Here is a 15,111-nt window from a genome sequence, read left to right on the forward strand (position 1 = left end):
CCCACACACGGGCGAGGTCGGACTTGGGGGAGCGCACGCCGCAGCAGAAGCCCAACCTTCACGGGTGAGTCGTGCGGGGAGCGGACTCCAATTCTCCCTTCCGAACTTGGTTGCGGCAACGAGCAATTGGGGCCACTGGCGGCTTTGTGGCGATCCTTCGCTTATATCCCTGCCCACAGGCCGCGATGACAACGCCCGGTCAGCACACCCGGCAGGCCCCGCCGGCGTCGCGCTCATCCCGCGGGCCCGGCACACCCCGCCGACAGCCCACTCATCCCCGTACGGCCAGAACCAGAGGCAGCACCTCCCGAGCACCCGCACGCCTCAGTACGCGCGCGGCGACCGCCAGTGTCCAGCCGGTTTCGGTCACGTCGTCGACCAGGAGCACGGGGCCGTCGGCCTCCTTCAGGGCGACGGCCACCTCGGGCGGCACGGTCAGCGCCCCGTCGAGTGCCTTGAGCCGCTGTGCGCTGTTGCTGCGGGTGACCTGCGAGACCGAGCCCGTGTACGCCACGGACCCCAGCAGGGGCAGCCGACCGATCTCGGCGATGCGCGCGCCGAGGCTGCCGATCAGCTGTGGCCGGGTGCGCGACGCCATCGTGACGACTCCCACGGGCCGCGGCCGGGCGTCGGCGCGTCCCGGAGCCCAGCCTCCGGGGCCTTTCGCCCAGTCGGTCAGCACGCCGACCACGGCCTTCGCCACGTCGTCCGGCACCGGCCCGTCCACGGCGTGGGGCGCCAGCATCGGCCGCAGCCGGTTGCCCCAGCCGATGTCCGAGAGCCGCCCCAGCGCACGCCCAGGCGCGGCCTGCTCCCCGGCCGGAATACGCCCCTTGAGGTCGACTCCGACCGCCGGCAGTCCCGTCGGCCACATCTTGCGCGGCTCGACCTCGACCCCCGCCCGCCCCAACTCGCCACGTGCCGCGCCCAAGGCCGCCTGCGAGACCGTGTCCGGGAATCGAGGCTTCGCGCAGGTGTCGCAGCGCCCGCAGGGGGCGGCCTCCTCGTCGTCCAACTGCCGTCTCAGGAACTCCATGCGACAGCCCGTAGTCGTCACGTAGTCACGCATGGCCTGCTGCTCGGCCGCGCGCTGCTTGGCGACCCAGGCGTAGCGCTCGGTGTCGTAGGCCCAGGCGACACCGGTGGACACCCAGCCGCCCTGGACGCGCCGTACGGCACCGTCCACGTCGAGGACCTTGAGCATCGTCTCCAGCCGGGACCGGCGCAGCTCCACCAGCGGTTCGAGGGCGGGGAGCGACAACGGGCGTTCCGCGTGCGCGAGGACGTCCAGGGTGCGGCGCACCTGCTCCTCCGGAGGGAACGCGACCGAGGCGAAGTACTCCCAGATCGCCTGATCCTCCTTGCCCGGCAGCAGCAGAACCTCGGCGTGCTCGACCCCTCGGCCCGCCCGGCCCACCTGCTGGTAGTAGGCGATCGGCGAGGACGGCGAGCCCAGGTGCACCACGAAGCCCAGGTCGGGCTTGTCGAAACCCATCCCGAGGGCGGAGGTCGCGACCAGGGCCTTGACCCGGTTGGCGAGCAGATCCTCCTCGGCCTGCTGGCGGTCCGCGTTCTCCGTCTTCCCGGTGTACGACGCCACCGTGTGCCCGCACTGGCGCAGGAACGCGGTGACCTCCTCGGCGGCGGCCACCGTGAGCGTGTAGATGATCCCCGAGCCCGGCAACGCGTCGATGTGGTCGGCGAGCCAGGCCATCCGATGGGCGGCGTCCGGCAGTTCGAGCACCCCTAGGCTCAGGCTCTCCCGGTCCAGGGGGCCACGCAGCACCAGGGCGTCCGTGCCGCCGCCGGTGCCCAGTTGCTCGGCGACATCGGCCGTCACGCGCGCGTTGGCCGTCGCCGTGGTGGCCAGCACCGGGACGCCGGGCGGAAGATCGGTCAGCATGGTGCGCAGCCTGCGGTAGTCGGGACGGAAGTCGTGGCCCCAGTCCGAGATGCAGTGCGCCTCGTCGACCACCAGCAGTCCGGTCGCGGCGGCCAGTTCGGGCAGGACATGATCGCGGAAGTCCGGATTGTTGAGCCGCTCCGGACTCACCAGAAGGACGTCGACCGCGCCCTCGGTGACCTCCTGGCGGATCGTGTCCCACTCCTCGGTGTTCGAGGAGTTGATGGTCCGGGCGTGGATTCCGGCGCGGGCGGCGGAATCCACCTGGTTGCGCATGAGCGCGAGCAGGGGAGAGACGATGACGGTGGGACCGGCGCCCCGCTCGCGCAGCAACGCCGTCGCGACGAAGTACACCGCGGACTTGCCCCAGCCCGTGCGCTGCACCACCAGGGCTCTGCGCTTGTCTGCGACCAGCGCCTCGATGGCGTGCCACTGGTCCTCACGCAGCCGTGCGGCACCCGCCGGGGCGCCGACGAGGCGGGCGAGCACGGCATCGGCGGCCGTACGCAGGTTTTGGCGGGCCGTCGTGGGCAGGTCTTCGTCGCTCATGGCCCCATGCAACCCGATGCCTCGGACATCGCGCGAACGGCGGGGGCGAGCTGTGGACAACCTCTGACGTGGTCATGGTCGGACTTATCCACAGGTCAAAGCGGAATTTCAAGATCCGCGAGATGGTCGCCGCATGACGAATCACAGCGAAGCGGCCGGGACTCCCGGCAACAGTGACATCAGCGGGCACAACGGGTGCGGTGGACGGGAGGACACCGCCGAACGCGAAGGCGGTGGGACGCATTCCCGCCCGGCGCACGGACAGCCTCCGGGCCCCTCCGCACCCGGGCGGCACGAGCGGGCGTTCGAGCACACCGTTCCCGGCGGAGGCGGGCACGGCCTGCAGGGCACCGCTCGCGGGCATGCCCCACTCCTCACACATGGCGCGGCCAAGGCATACACGGCACATGGGGCGACCGCCGGGCTCCATGGGGAGCAGCAGGTCACGCTCCGCACACCTGCCGAGTTGGCCGACGCCCTGCCGTATCTGCTCGGGTATCGACCCGAGGACAGCATCGTGCTCGTCGCGCTGCACGACCGCGAGACACGCGGACGGTTCGGCGGGCGGGCGCGGCTCGGTATCCCGGCCCAGACGGACGACTGGCCGTCGGTCGCCCATCAGCTCGCCCACGGGCTGGTCACCGGGAGCGAGCGCCGGGGCGCCAAGCCCGAGAGCATGGTGGCCTTCCTCTGCCAAGATCCGGCGGACGGCGAGTCCGCACGGGACGTCATGGAGCGTCTGCGGCCACTCGCACAGCTCCTGCGCAGGGCCTGCGGCACCCTCGACGTGCCGGTGGTGGAAGCCCTGTGCATCTCCGGCGGACGCTTCTGGTCGTACTGCTGCCCGGGCACCGGTTGCTGCTCACCGGACGGGGAGCCGATGGGGCTGCCCGGCACCTCCGTGCTGGCCGCCGCCGCGACGTACGCGGGACTCCGGGTGCGAGGCACCCTGCGCGAGCTACGGGCGCGGCTCATGCCGTGGGAGACCGCAGCCGCGCTGGAGCAGGAGGCCGCGCTCGACGCCGCCCAGTCCGCCCTCATTCCACGCATCCTGGACGAGGAGAGCCGAGCGGAGGTGGCCGAGGACACGCTCGCGGTGGCCCACCGCGTCATCGAGAACCTCGCGAACACTCCGACCCTGACCGGCACTCTCGACGCGGACCTCCGCGACGACGAACTCATCGGACACGAAGACGCGGCCACCCTCATCCTCGGACTTCAGGACCGAGCCACACGCGACCGCGCCGCGGAGTGGATGGAGGGCGACGAAGCCGAACCCGCTCTCCGCCTATGGCGCGCACTTGCCCGACGCTGCGTCGGTCCCTATGGAGAGCACGCCGCAGCGCCGCTCACCCTGGCCGGTTGGGTCGCCTGGTCCGCGGGCGACGAACTGGAGGCCCGCGAGGCCCTGGCGATGGCCCTTGCCGCGGACCCCGACTACCTCTTCGCCCGCCTCCTCCACCAGGCATGCAATGAAGGCCTCGACCCGGAGTCGGTCCGCCGCTGCCTGCGCGCAGAGCGCCGGGGACGAGGGCCGGCGGCGGTCGGTGCGGGTGAGGGCGCCGGTGTCGACGGCGAAGCGAGCCGTGCGGGTCGCACTGACAGGGCTGGCAGTGAAGGGGGTGATGTCGACAGTGAGCAGAGTCTCGCGCCCTGGTCCGACGACGCGGCCATCGGAGGTCCCGACGCCAGCGGAACACCGGGCCGTACCGTCGAAACCGGCGCCGCTGCGGCCCTCTCGAACCAGCCCTGTGGCACCGTCGCCCGACGCCGACGCCGGTCACGCCCGGAAGGGACCGATGCGGCTCGCGCTCCGAGGCGGTCGCCCGGCATGGCTCAAGCCCGTCGCCCGCGTTCCGGCGACGCGGGCTCGCCCCTCGGACGGCGGCGCGCACGGCCGGCCGACGGAACGAGCGGTCGCGCGCACGTTCACGGCGGAACCGGAGAGCAAGCGGAGGGGGACACATGAGCGTCGCGACCTGGTTCACGGGCCACCGGCCCGCTGGTCGCCCCTCTCCTGAGAAGCCACGCGGAAGCCGCACCACGACCAACTGTGAAGGCACACCACGCCGTCAATCGGCCGGCTTCCCGCAGCGCGTGCGTGACCCGGAGCGCAGCCGTTCCGTTCACCTGTGTGGCGGTATCCATGATCTGCCCTCGCCGCCGCACCGCTCCATCACTCGCTCGCTCCTCACCTGGTGCCGAGCGCACCTCACGCGCGCCGAACGCAGAAGAAGCCACCCCATGCCCCTGTCCTCCTCGCCCGAAGCCCACGACGACGTCCCCACGTTCCGAAGGCTCATCCAGCCCTCCGCCCGCGCCCGTAGGGACGGGACCGGTGCCCCGCGCGCCGACATCGGTACCCCGTCCATCGGCACCATGGGCTCACGCCAGGGAGGTCCGACCGGCCAAGCACCCTCACCGCAGGGCAAGGGCGTTCCACCGGCGCCGGGCTCCTCAGCAGCGGGCACCCCGGAGACGGGCAGCCCGCCGGGCGGATCCCCGGCGTCCCCGCCGGTGCCGCCCCCGCCCGCCCCGCGTCGCCCGGTGGAGCTGCCACCCGCCCACACCACGCTGATCTGCGTCGCCTTGCCGGGCCTCGCCATCTCCACCGAGCAGGGGCAGCTCACCGGCAATGGGCTGGAGGGTTTCTACCGCGCGGGGAGGCGCATGCTCTCCCGCTGTCAGATCCGGGTGGCGGGGCGGGAACCGCTCGCCGTGCAGGCGCGGATGGTCGCGGCCGACCGCGCCCGGTTCGTCGGCACGCTGCGCATCTCGGCCGACGGCGGGCCGGACCCGGACGTCATCGTCGAGCGCACGCGCTACGCGGACGGCACTGAGCGGATCACCCTGCACAGCACGGCCCGGCGTCCACTGCGTCTGCCCGTCGAGGTGTCCCTCGGCACGGACCTCGCCGAACTGGGCGCCGTCGCCTCCGGCAGCGCCGGGCCGGAGCTGCCCGCCAGCGTCCGTGACTCCGGCCTGCGCTGGTCCTGCCCCACCGGACACTCGACCGTCACCGCCAACCCCCCGCCGTCCGACGCCCTGGCCTCCGCGGGTCTGCTGCGCTGGGAGTTGGAGCTCCCGCCCGGCGGCACGCGAAGCGTGGAGCTGCGGGTACGACCGGACGGCGCGGGACCCATCAGACCAGTGGGACGCGGAGCCACGAGCCCTCTCGCCCAGACCCGGGCCGCCGGCGACGACCCCAGGGCCCAGATACTCCTGCACACCTGCCTGGAGGACCTTGAAGCATTGCTCCTGCGCGACCCCGCCAACCCCACGGACACCCACCTCGCCGCAGGTGCCCCCTGGCGCTGTGGCATGGCCCCGGCCGACGCGCTGGTCGCGGCCCGGATGACACTGCCACTCGGTATCCGTCTCGCCGCGGGCACCCTGCGCACCCTGGCTCGCACCCAACTCACCGGCCCGGAAGCGCAGTCCGGCATGATCCCCGGCCCACGACGGGACGCGGGCCCCCATCTGCCGCCGGGCTGCACCGGTACCGAGGCGACGCTCCTGTTCCCCGTTCTCCTCGCGGAGGCCCGGCGCTGGGGGCTCCCCGAGCAGGAGATCGAGGAACTGCTGCCCACTGCCGAACGCTGCCTGCGGTGGCTGCGAGCCGCCGTCGGAAGCGGGCCCTATCTGCCCGACCCGCGCCCGGGCGGGCCGCTGCGCTGCGAGACCCAGGCATACGCGCACCGGGCCGCGCTGCTGGGCGCCGACCTCCTCGACGCCTACGGCAGATCCGGCGGAGTCGAGCTGAGGGAGTGGGCGAGAGACCTGCGGACCAGGTTCCGCGTGGAGTTCTGGGTCGAGGACCGGGGCGGCGGCAGACCAGCGGCCGCCCGCACCCCGGACGGGCATCTCGTGCCGCACCTGGGCGCGGCCACCGCCCACCTCCTCGACACGGGACTGCTCGGCGCGGGCGAGCCGGCACCGGGGCTGCTGGACAAGGTGCAGACCGAGCAGCTCGCGCGGCTGCTGGGCGGGCCCGCCATGGACTCGGGGTGGGGGCTGCGGAGCCTCGGAGCGAAAGAGGCGGCGTACAACCCGTTCGGGCATCGCAGCGGTGCCGTGCGGGTGCAGGAGACGGCGATCGCGGTCGCGGGGCTGGCGGCGGCAGGGTACGAGAAGGAGGCGAGCTCGCTGTTGCGGGGGGTGCTGGCGGCGGCCGAGAGCTTCGGCCACCGGCTGCCGGAGATGTACGCGGGGGAGCAGCGAACCGCGGGCGGGGCGCCCCTGCCACACCCCGCCGCCTGCAGACCGGCGGCCACGGCAGCGGCGTCGGGGGTCCTCTTGCTCACCGCCCTCGCGGGCATCCGCCCCGACGCCCCGGCCGGCACGGTGACGCTGCGTCCGGTGCGCAGTGCGCCACTGGGTGAACTCGGCCTGACGGGACTGCGCGTCGCGGGCTCCCCCTTCTCCGTACGCGTCAGTCGGCTGGGGCTGGCGATGGTCGAAGAAGCGGCCGACGGACTGCAGTTGGGACTGTGACCTCGGATGACGCGCGATCGGACGATCAATTGTGCCGAGCCGGTGTAGACGGTGGTCGGATCATGAGGCCGGTATCGGACAGAAATGGATCAAGCAGGGAAGCAACAGGAGAAGGGAGTGTTTATCGTCAAGCAGACGACTATGATCGCGGCATGCCCTACGACCCGTCGGCCTATCCGCCCTTCGCTGTCACCGTGGACCTGGTCGTACTGACCGTCCGTCGTCACGCCCTCTGCGCGCTGACGGTACGAAGGGGCGAGCAGCCGTTCCAGGGGCGGTGGGCGCTGCCCGGCGGCTTCGTACGGGCCGACGAGGATCTGGCACAGGCCGCGGCGCGGGAGCTGGCCGAGGAGACGGGGCTGACCGCCCACGACCCCTCCGTGCCCGTGCAGGACAACGGCGCGCACCTGGAGCAGTTGGCGACGTACGGCGATCCGAAGCGTGATCCGAGGATGAGGGTCGTCAGCGTGGCCCATCTCGCGCTCGCCCCCGATCTGCCCGCGCCCCGCCCGGGCGGCGATGCCCACAGCGCGCGCTGGGCACCGGTCGAGGAGTTGTTGGAGCAGGGTGGTTACGGTCGGGACGGTGAGCCGGTGGCGCCACTGGCCTTCGACCACGCCCAGATCCTCGCGGACGGTGTGGAGCGGGCCCGATCCAAGATCGAGTACTCGTCGTTGGCGACTGCCTTCTGTCCGCCGGAGTTCACGGTCGGTGAGCTGCGCCGCGTCTACGAGGCGGTGTGGGGCGTGGCGCTGGACCCGCGCAACTTCCATCGCAAGGTGACGGGCACGCCCGGCTTCCTCGTGCCGACCGGCGGCACGACCACGCGGCAGGGAGGCCGTCCCGCCCAACTGTTCCGTGCCGGTGGGGCCACACTGCTCAATCCGCCGATGTTGCGCCCCGAGGTCTGACGCGTCGGAGTCGGGGCGGCGTACCCGCATGGGTCCGAGCGGCGCGTGGCCGAGAGCGGTCGTCGGTCGAAGGACCGGACGGTGGCATGAGGGCTGTGGTGGACCGACTGCTTGACGATTGCTGTCGAAGGGACCTTCAAGGTGCCCGGAAAAACGGACATACCGCGCTATCTTGCATCGGGTGATCCAGGCCATCGGTTTGACCAGCAGCCCCCGCAAGGAGTTTCCGCCCGCCGTCGACGACGTGTCCTTCGAGGCGCATCCCGGTCGCGTCACCGCCCTGCTCGGCACCCGGGGCGCGGGCAAGACCACAGCGCTGAGGCTGATGCTCGAACTCCAACGGGGCCGCGGAATCAGCTACTTCAGAGGCCGCCCTCTGCATCGCATCAGCCATCCCGCGAGGGAAGTGGGTGTGGTCCTGGGTGATGTGCCGGGCCACCCTGCGCGAACGGTGCGCGGTCATCTGCGCATGGTGTGCGCCGCCGTGGGACTGCCGGTTCGGCGTGCCGATGAAGTGCTCGAAGTGGTGGGCCTGGTCAGCCTGGGCGACGCGCGGTTGAGCACGCTCTCGCGAGGCATGGACCGCCGCCTGGGGCTGGCCTCCGCCCTGTTGGCCGACCCGCACACCCTAGTGCTCGACGACCCGGCCGCCCGGTTGTCCGTCCGTGAAGCCCGTTGGCTGCACGGGATCATGCGGGCGCACGCGGAGCAGGGCGGCACCGTCCTGTTCGCCACCGGTGACGCCAAAGAAGCCGCGCGGGTCGCTGACCGGGTCCTCACCCTCGACCTGGGCAGGCTCGTCGCCGACCAGGACACCGCCGCATTCTCCCGGACCCGCCTCCGCCCCCGAGTCGTCGTCCGCTCCCCGCACGCCGCCCGCCTCGGCGCCGTCCTCACCAAGGAGGCCCGGACCGCGCGACGTTCCGTGGAGATCGTGCGGGAGGACGGCAACCGGCTGTCGGTGTACGGCACTACGTGCGCCGAGGTCGGCGAGATCGCGTTCCGGCACGGAGTCCTCGTCCATCAACTCGCCGACGAGACCGGCGACATGGGGCCGGAGCCGACGTCGGTACCCGATTCCACCTCCGGGGAAGCGCCCGCGCGGACGCCGGAACGGGCGGAGCCGGAGGAGCCGGCGAGCGGGCTCAACGCGGAGGCAGGAGCAGAGGCAGAGCCAGCGGCAGCGGAGGCAGGGGCTCCGGCACGGACAGCGACGCCCACATCGCAATCACCGTTGCCTTCGCCGGCGACCGAGGCCGATGTCCCCGAGACGGCCAGGCAGGTCGAGCACGCCCACGGCGTGGCTCAGAAGGCCGCCAGACCGCTGGAAGCCCGGCGGTCGACCGAGGACCGCCGGGTGCTCGTCACAGCACCTCAGGAGGCCATCCGGGCGGCCGTCACCGCGCCCCGCGCACTCGCCGACGGCTCTCAGGCGGCCGCCGGCCCGCCTCGGGCGGCGATTGACGCCACTTCTGCGCTCACCGGCGACCTTCGACCGACGCCCGCATGCGACTCCCTGCCAGTCACCGACGGACCGCGAACCCTCAGCGCCGGTGGACCGGACGTCTACTCCGTGCCCGATGCTGCCGACGCATCGCACAAGAACCCCAGCACGCAAGACGACCGCACCACACGCAACAACCGCACCACACACGACGACCCCGCCACACACGACGACCCCGCCCCACCCAACGACGCCGCCCCACCCAACGACCACGGACCTCACTCGACGCCACCCTCTGCCTCGCGCCGCACCCCCACCCCGCCCACCGAGTCCGCACCCATCACCGCCCCCACCCCCCGCCCAGACCCGACCCCAGCCGCGCCGCACCACCCCACCCAGGCGTCGCTTCCCCCACTCCCACCCCCCATCACCGTCCGCCCCGCCCCCAACCCCTTGCGTCCGCTGCGTTACGAACTGCGCCGGGCCACCGGGGTCGGCACGGGATACGTCACCGCCGCCGTCGTACTGGTCGGCTCGGCCCTCATGGCCGTGGTGCTTGCCCGGATCGGGCACACACCCCACCCGAGACTGCTGGTCGCATGGCCGCGGGAACTGCCGTTGCCGCCCGCGGCGATCGGGGCGGGCCTGCTGGGGGCGGTGGCCTTCGGCGACGAATTCCGGCACCCGGCGCTGGCCGTGGACCGCGGCCCCGTCCCCCGTCGACTCGGGCTGCTCGCCGCGAAACTCCTCGTCGCGACCATCACCGGCCTGCTGCTGGCGGTCCTCACCGTCGGCTGCGATCTGGAGGCGCTGTATCTCGTATACGGGCGGGAGCTCACAGAAGTTCCCGCCGACTGGGCAGTGCTCGGCGCGAGTTGGGTCGGTCTCGTCGTGGGGTGCGCCTGGGCCGGGGTGCTCGCGGCCGGGCTTTTCCGGTCCACCTCCGCAGGGCTCGCGGCGGTTGTCGCGGTGCCCCTTCTCGTCGTACCGCTGGTGCAGAAGTTTCTGGAGGGGCCGATGGTGCGTGATGCGGTCGGACTTCCCGTGCGGCTGCGTCAGCAGGCGCTGTCGCAGTGGCCGTTCGGTGGGGAGCGGTATCTGGAAGCCGTTGCTCGGCTGATCGCCCAACCCGTGGGTGGTGCGCTGCTGTTGTCGCTCACGGCACTGCTCGGCGCCTATCTGATCACCATCGTGCGCAGCAGGGGTCGGCGGTGATCGTCCACATCCTCGCGATGCTCACCCTCCGTACTCTCGCGCCGTCGCAATGTGCGCAACTCCTCGTAGAACGCCCATTTCTTTCCGATAAGGCGTCAATTGCGACGGGGTGAGCGATCACCCTTTCGTGTGCTTTTCACCAAAGACCTCAAGGGAGTTGAGAACGCAGCCGACAAAGGATGCGTGACTACCCTTGCGCACACCATGATGACCGCCGCCCGCTCCGCCGACTCCGGCCTCGCCGGACCGGGCGAACTCGACCGCTACCCCTACGCCGAGCACCCGGGCGTCGACCGTGTCGGCGCACCCGCGTGGGACGGCGTCGACCCCGAGTTGGGGCGCGTGGGCCGACGCGCCGCCGGCAGCCGCGGACGCGGACTGCACGGCCAACTCGTCCAGCAGCTCGGTCAGATGATCGTCTCCGGCGACCTGGGCGCCGACCGGCCCCTCGTGCCCGAGGAGATCGGCCAGCGGTTCGAGGTCTCCCGCACCGTCGTCCGTGAATCCCTGCGCGTGCTGGAGGCCAAGGGCCTCGTCAGCGCCCGCCCGAACGTCGGCACGCGCGTCCGCCCCGTCAGCGACTGGAACCTCCTCGACCCCGACATCATCGAGTGGCGGGCCTTCGGGCCGCAGCGCGACGACCAGCGGCGCGAGCTCAGCGAGCTGCGCTGGACGATCGAACCGCTCGCCGCCCGCCTCGCCGCCGGACACGGTCGCGACGACATCCAGCAGCGGCTCGGTGACATGGTGGAGCTCATGGGCCACGCCATGGCGCAGGGTGACGCGCTGACGTTCTCGCGCGCGGACAGCGAGTTCCACTCCCTGCTCATCCAGGTCGCGGGCAACCGCATGCTGGAGCACCTCTCAGGGATCGTCTCGGCGGCCTTGCAGGTCTCCGGCGGCCCGGCCACCGGCTGTGACCGGCCCAACGAGTCGACGCTGGCGCACCACGCCCGGATCGTCGACGCCCTCGCCGCGGGAGACGGAGGGGCGGCCGAGGCGGCCATGCGCCAACTGCTCACCGTCCACCCCGAGGTGGAACGCGTGGTGCCCGCGCCGCGCGAGCACTGAGGGCGCCCAGGGCGCGACAAGGGCGGCACGGCCAGGGTGTGAGCCCGCGGCGGCATCGCCCGATCGGCGACCTCGTGCCGCCGGACCCCATCGAATCCTTCCGGGATGCGGCGGGGCCCGGCGGCACGACGGGGCGGCGATCGAGCGATGCGCCCGGTCGGTCCCGGTGAGCGGCAGGAGCCGGGCCGGGGCGGCGAAGCACGCGGGATGGTGAATCGCGACGGCGAGTTCGTTCGGGAATCGCGCGGGTACCCGATGAACAAGCATCGGTCGTGGCCTTGATCGACTACCTCTGGCCTTATCTGACCGCTTTTGAGCGCTTACGGGGTGTGACTCGGGCCACGCGGATTGGGCGTAACGCTCGCGGGAGCAGCGCGATGACCTAAGAGGTGACAGCCGCGGAGGGAATACGGACGCCGTTCAAGGCGCTGTGCATCTTCCCGGCCCCCGCCCGCACCGTCGGCCCATTCCCAAGCCGGTGGTCGGCTCCTGTCCGCAGTGGACGGGGCCGGAAGCCGTTTTCCAACGTTCCGAGAGGTTGTTCGTGTCGGCCAGCACATCCCGTACGCTCCCGCCGGAGATCGCCGAGTCCGTCTCTGTCATGGCGCTCATCGAGCGGGGAAAGGCTGAGGGGCAGATCGCCGGCGACGATGTGCGTCGGGCCTTCGAAGCCGACCAGATCCCGGCCACTCAGTGGAAGAACGTACTGCGCAGCCTCAACCAGATCCTCGAGGAAGAGGGTGTGACGCTGATGGTCAGTGCCGCGGAGCCCAAGCGCACACGAAAGAGCGTCGCAGCGAAGAGCCCGGCCAAGCGCACCGCCACCAAGACGGTCGCGGCGAAGACGGTGACCACCAAGAAGGCCACCACCGCCCCGGCCGCGCCCGTGGCCGACGCTTCCGCCGAGGAGGCCACCCCCGCCAAGAAGGCCGCCGCCAAGAAGACGGCCGCGAAGAAGGCGGTCGCCGCCAAGAAGACGGCCGCTCCCGCGAAGAAGACGGCGGCCAAGAAGACCACCGCCAAGAAGGACGACGTCGAACTTCTCGAGGACGAGGTTCTGGAGGAGACCCCGGGCAAGCCCGGCGACGAGCCCGAGGGTACCGAGAGCGCCGGTTTCGTCCTGTCCGACGAGGACGAGGACGACGCGCCCGCCCAGCAGGTCGCCGCCGCCGGTGCCACCGCCGACCCCGTCAAGGACTACCTCAAGCAGATCGGCAAGGTCCCCCTGCTCAACGCCGAGCAGGAGGTCGAGCTCGCCAAGCGCATCGAGGCCGGTCTCTTCGCCGAGGACAAGCTGTCCAACGCCGACAAGCTCGCCCCCAAGCTCAAGCGCGAGCTGGAGATCATCGCCGAGGACGGCCGCCGCGCCAAGAACCACCTCCTGGAGGCCAACCTCCGTCTGGTGGTCTCCCTGGCCAAGCGCTACACCGGCCGCGGCATGCTCTTCCTGGACCTCATCCAGGAGGGCAACCTCGGTCTGATCCGCGCCGTCGAGAAGTTCGACTACACCAAGGGCTACAAGTTCTCCACGTACGCCACCTGGTGGATTCGTCAGGCGATCACCCGCGCCATGGCCGACCAGGCCCGCACCATCCGTATCCCGGTGCACATGGTCGAGGTCATCAACAAGCTCGCGCGCGTGCAGCGCCAGATGCTCCAGGACCTGGGCCGCGAGCCCACCCCGGAGGAGCTGGCCAAGGAACTCGACATGACCCCCGAGAAGGTCATCGAGGTCCAGAAGTACGGCCGCGAGCCCATCTCCCTGCACACCCCGCTGGGCGAGGACGGCGACAGCGAGTTCGGTGACCTCATCGAGGACTCCGAGGCCGTCGTCCCGGCCGACGCGGTCAGCTTCACGCTTCTGCAGGAGCAGCTGCACTCGGTCCTCGACACGCTCTCCGAGCGCGAGGCGGGCGTGGTCTCCATGCGTTTCGGTCTCACCGACGGTCAGCCGAAGACCCTCGACGAGATCGGCAAGGTGTACGGCGTCACGCGTGAGCGGATTCGTCAGATCGAGTCGAAGACGATGTCCAAGCTGCGCCACCCGTCCCGTTCGCAGGTCCTGCGCGACTACCTCGACTGAGCAGCGCGCACCCGCCTCGCACGGTCGGTCTCGAAGGCCCGGTTCCCTCGGTGGAGCCGGGCCTTCGGCGTACGCGCGGCATGCGGGCACCCGTCGCGTGGATCACTCTGGGTGTGCCATCAACGTCCCAGAGTGAGGAGCGCGCATGCGTCGATCCTTGGCCCGACTGCTGGCCCTCGCGGCCACCACGGCCGTGATACCGCTGGCGTCACCCCCGACCGCGACGGCCGAGGTCGTCATCGGCGGTCATCCGGTCGAGATCTCCCAGGCGCCCTGGACGGTGGCGCTGTCCAGCCGTGACCGGTTCGGGGGTACGCGGGCCGGACAGTTCTGCGGCGGTGTCGTGATCGGCCGTACGACGGTGCTGACCGCCGCCCACTGTCTCGCGGAGGACGTCCTGGGCGGCCCACCGGAACGCCTCCCCGATCTGAAGATCATCGCGGGCCGGGCCGAACTGCGGTCGAACGAGGGCGTGGAGGTCCCGGTGACCGGCGTCCACGTCAATCCGGCGTACGACCCCTACACGAACGCCGGGGACTTCGCCGTGGTCACCCTCGCCGAGCAGGTGCCCGACAACTTCGTCCTCAAGCTCGCCGGCGACGGCGACCGCGCGTATCAGCCGGATACGGCGGCAGCGGTCTATGGCTGGGGCGACACCACGGGCGCCGGGGACTACACGGACAGCCTGCGGGCCGCGCCGGTGAAGGTATTGGCCGACAGCGTCTGTGAAAGGGCTTACCCGGGCAGCCTGGAGGGCCGGTACCTGGCCGACTCCATGGTGTGCGCGGGGGAACCTGCGGGCGGCCGGGACGCCTGCCAGGGCGACAGTGGGGGGCCGCTTGTCGCCGAGGGGAAGCTGATCGGGCTGGTGTCGTGGGGCAGCGGCTGCGGACTGGCCGGGAACCCCGGTGTCTACACCAGGGCCTCGTATGTGGCCCGGGCGCTGGCGGAGAGCCGCTGAGACGGCACTGAGGGGCCGTACGGCGTCTTTCGTCGTATGAGCGGAACGAGAGCGGGCGGCCACTCCTGGTACGGGAGCGGCCGCCCGGTCACCGGCCTCTAGCCGGTGTCGGCTCGTCGTGGGTGCGAAGCGTCAGCGTTCGTCGTCTTCCGCTGTGGTGGGAACGGACGTCAGCCGCTCCGTCTCGTCCTGTATCTCCGCGGCGATCTTCTTGAGCTCGGGCTCGAACTTGCGTCCGTGGTGGGCGCAGAAGAGCAGCTCTCCACCGCTCAGCAGGACCACGCGCAGGTAGGCCTGGGCACCGCAGCGGTCGCAGCGGTCGGCGGCCGTCAGCGGGGTCGCGGGGGTCAGAACAGTAGTCACGTCGCCTCTTCTCTAGCTCGACGAGCTGTCGTACCAGGGTCAACATCCAACCAGGCCGAAAACGTTCCCGCTCGCGGCTTTTCCTCGAAAAAATCTTTCCGGGCCGGCTGTCTGCTG

9 protein-coding genes are annotated in these 15,111 nt (G+C 71.4%); 7 read left to right on the forward strand and 2 right to left on the reverse strand.

The genetic code is table 11. The features are described from left to right. Positions 1-271: 271 nt before the first annotated feature. Positions 272-2,452 carry a RecQ family ATP-dependent DNA helicase gene (locus ACWD4G_RS31450; protein ID WP_451299407.1) on the reverse strand — a complete coding sequence of 727 codons (2,181 nt, stop codon included), beginning with the start codon at positions 2,450-2,452 and terminating at the stop codon, positions 272-274. Between the two features lie 133 nt (positions 2,453-2,585). Between ACWD4G_RS31450 and ACWD4G_RS31455 the strand changes: the two genes are divergently transcribed. From ACWD4G_RS31455 to ACWD4G_RS31485, 7 genes are all read left to right on the forward strand, one after another. Beyond that, positions 2,586-4,421 (forward strand): DUF4192 domain-containing protein, encoded by a 1,836-nt coding sequence (locus tag ACWD4G_RS31455; RefSeq protein ID WP_451299409.1) that lies wholly within the window; start codon positions 2,586-2,588, stop codon positions 4,419-4,421. A gap of 275 nt (positions 4,422-4,696) precedes the next feature. Next, a complete protein-coding gene (locus ACWD4G_RS31460; RefSeq protein WP_451299411.1) occupies positions 4,697-6,946 on the forward strand; it encodes a glycogen debranching N-terminal domain-containing protein in 2,250 nt (749 codons plus the stop codon). Between the two features lie 152 nt (positions 6,947-7,098). Beyond that, a complete protein-coding gene (locus ACWD4G_RS31465; RefSeq protein ID WP_451299413.1) occupies positions 7,099-7,857 on the forward strand; it encodes an NUDIX hydrolase in 759 nt (252 codons plus the stop codon). 181 nt (positions 7,858-8,038) lie between these two features. Then, positions 8,039-10,516 (forward strand): ATP-binding cassette domain-containing protein, encoded by a 2,478-nt coding sequence (locus ACWD4G_RS31470; protein ID WP_451299415.1) that lies wholly within the window; start codon positions 8,039-8,041, stop codon positions 10,514-10,516. 183 nt (positions 10,517-10,699) lie between these two features. Next, on the forward strand, positions 10,700-11,587 hold the full coding sequence (locus ACWD4G_RS31475) for a FadR/GntR family transcriptional regulator (RefSeq protein WP_451299417.1): 888 nt from the start codon (positions 10,700-10,702) through the stop codon (positions 11,585-11,587). Between the two features lie 544 nt (positions 11,588-12,131). Next, positions 12,132-13,670: an RNA polymerase sigma factor gene (locus tag ACWD4G_RS31480; RefSeq protein ID WP_451299419.1), complete on the forward strand. Its 1,539-nt coding sequence runs from the start codon at positions 12,132-12,134 to the stop codon at positions 13,668-13,670. A 145-nt stretch (positions 13,671-13,815) separates the two neighbouring features. Further along, on the forward strand, positions 13,816-14,631 hold the full coding sequence (locus ACWD4G_RS31485; protein WP_451299421.1) for a S1 family peptidase: 816 nt from the start codon (positions 13,816-13,818) through the stop codon (positions 14,629-14,631). A 132-nt stretch (positions 14,632-14,763) separates the two neighbouring features. Here the strand turns inward: ACWD4G_RS31485 and ACWD4G_RS31490 are convergent, their stop codons facing one another. Further along, positions 14,764-14,994, reverse strand: a complete 231-nt coding sequence (locus tag ACWD4G_RS31490; RefSeq protein ID WP_451299423.1) for a DUF7455 domain-containing protein — start codon at positions 14,992-14,994, stop codon at positions 14,764-14,766. Positions 14,995-15,111 lie beyond the last annotated feature (117 nt).

The sequence above is a fragment of the Streptomyces sp. NPDC002643 genome (assembly GCF_053592555.1).

Coding starts and splice junctions, on each gene's coding strand:
- ACWD4G_RS31450 (WP_451299407.1), bottom strand. CDS start 2,452: ATGAGCGACGAAGACCTGCCCACGACGGCCCGCCAAAACCTGCGTACG.
- ACWD4G_RS31460 (WP_451299411.1), top strand. CDS start 4,697: ATGCCCCTGTCCTCCTCGCCCGAAGCCCACGACGACGTCCCCACGTTC.
- ACWD4G_RS31465 (WP_451299413.1), top strand. CDS start 7,099: ATGCCCTACGACCCGTCGGCCTATCCGCCCTTCGCTGTCACCGTGGAC.
- ACWD4G_RS31485 (WP_451299421.1), top strand. CDS start 13,816: ATGCGTCGATCCTTGGCCCGACTGCTGGCCCTCGCGGCCACCACGGCC.
- ACWD4G_RS31455 (WP_451299409.1), top strand. CDS start 2,586: ATGACGAATCACAGCGAAGCGGCCGGGACTCCCGGCAACAGTGACATC.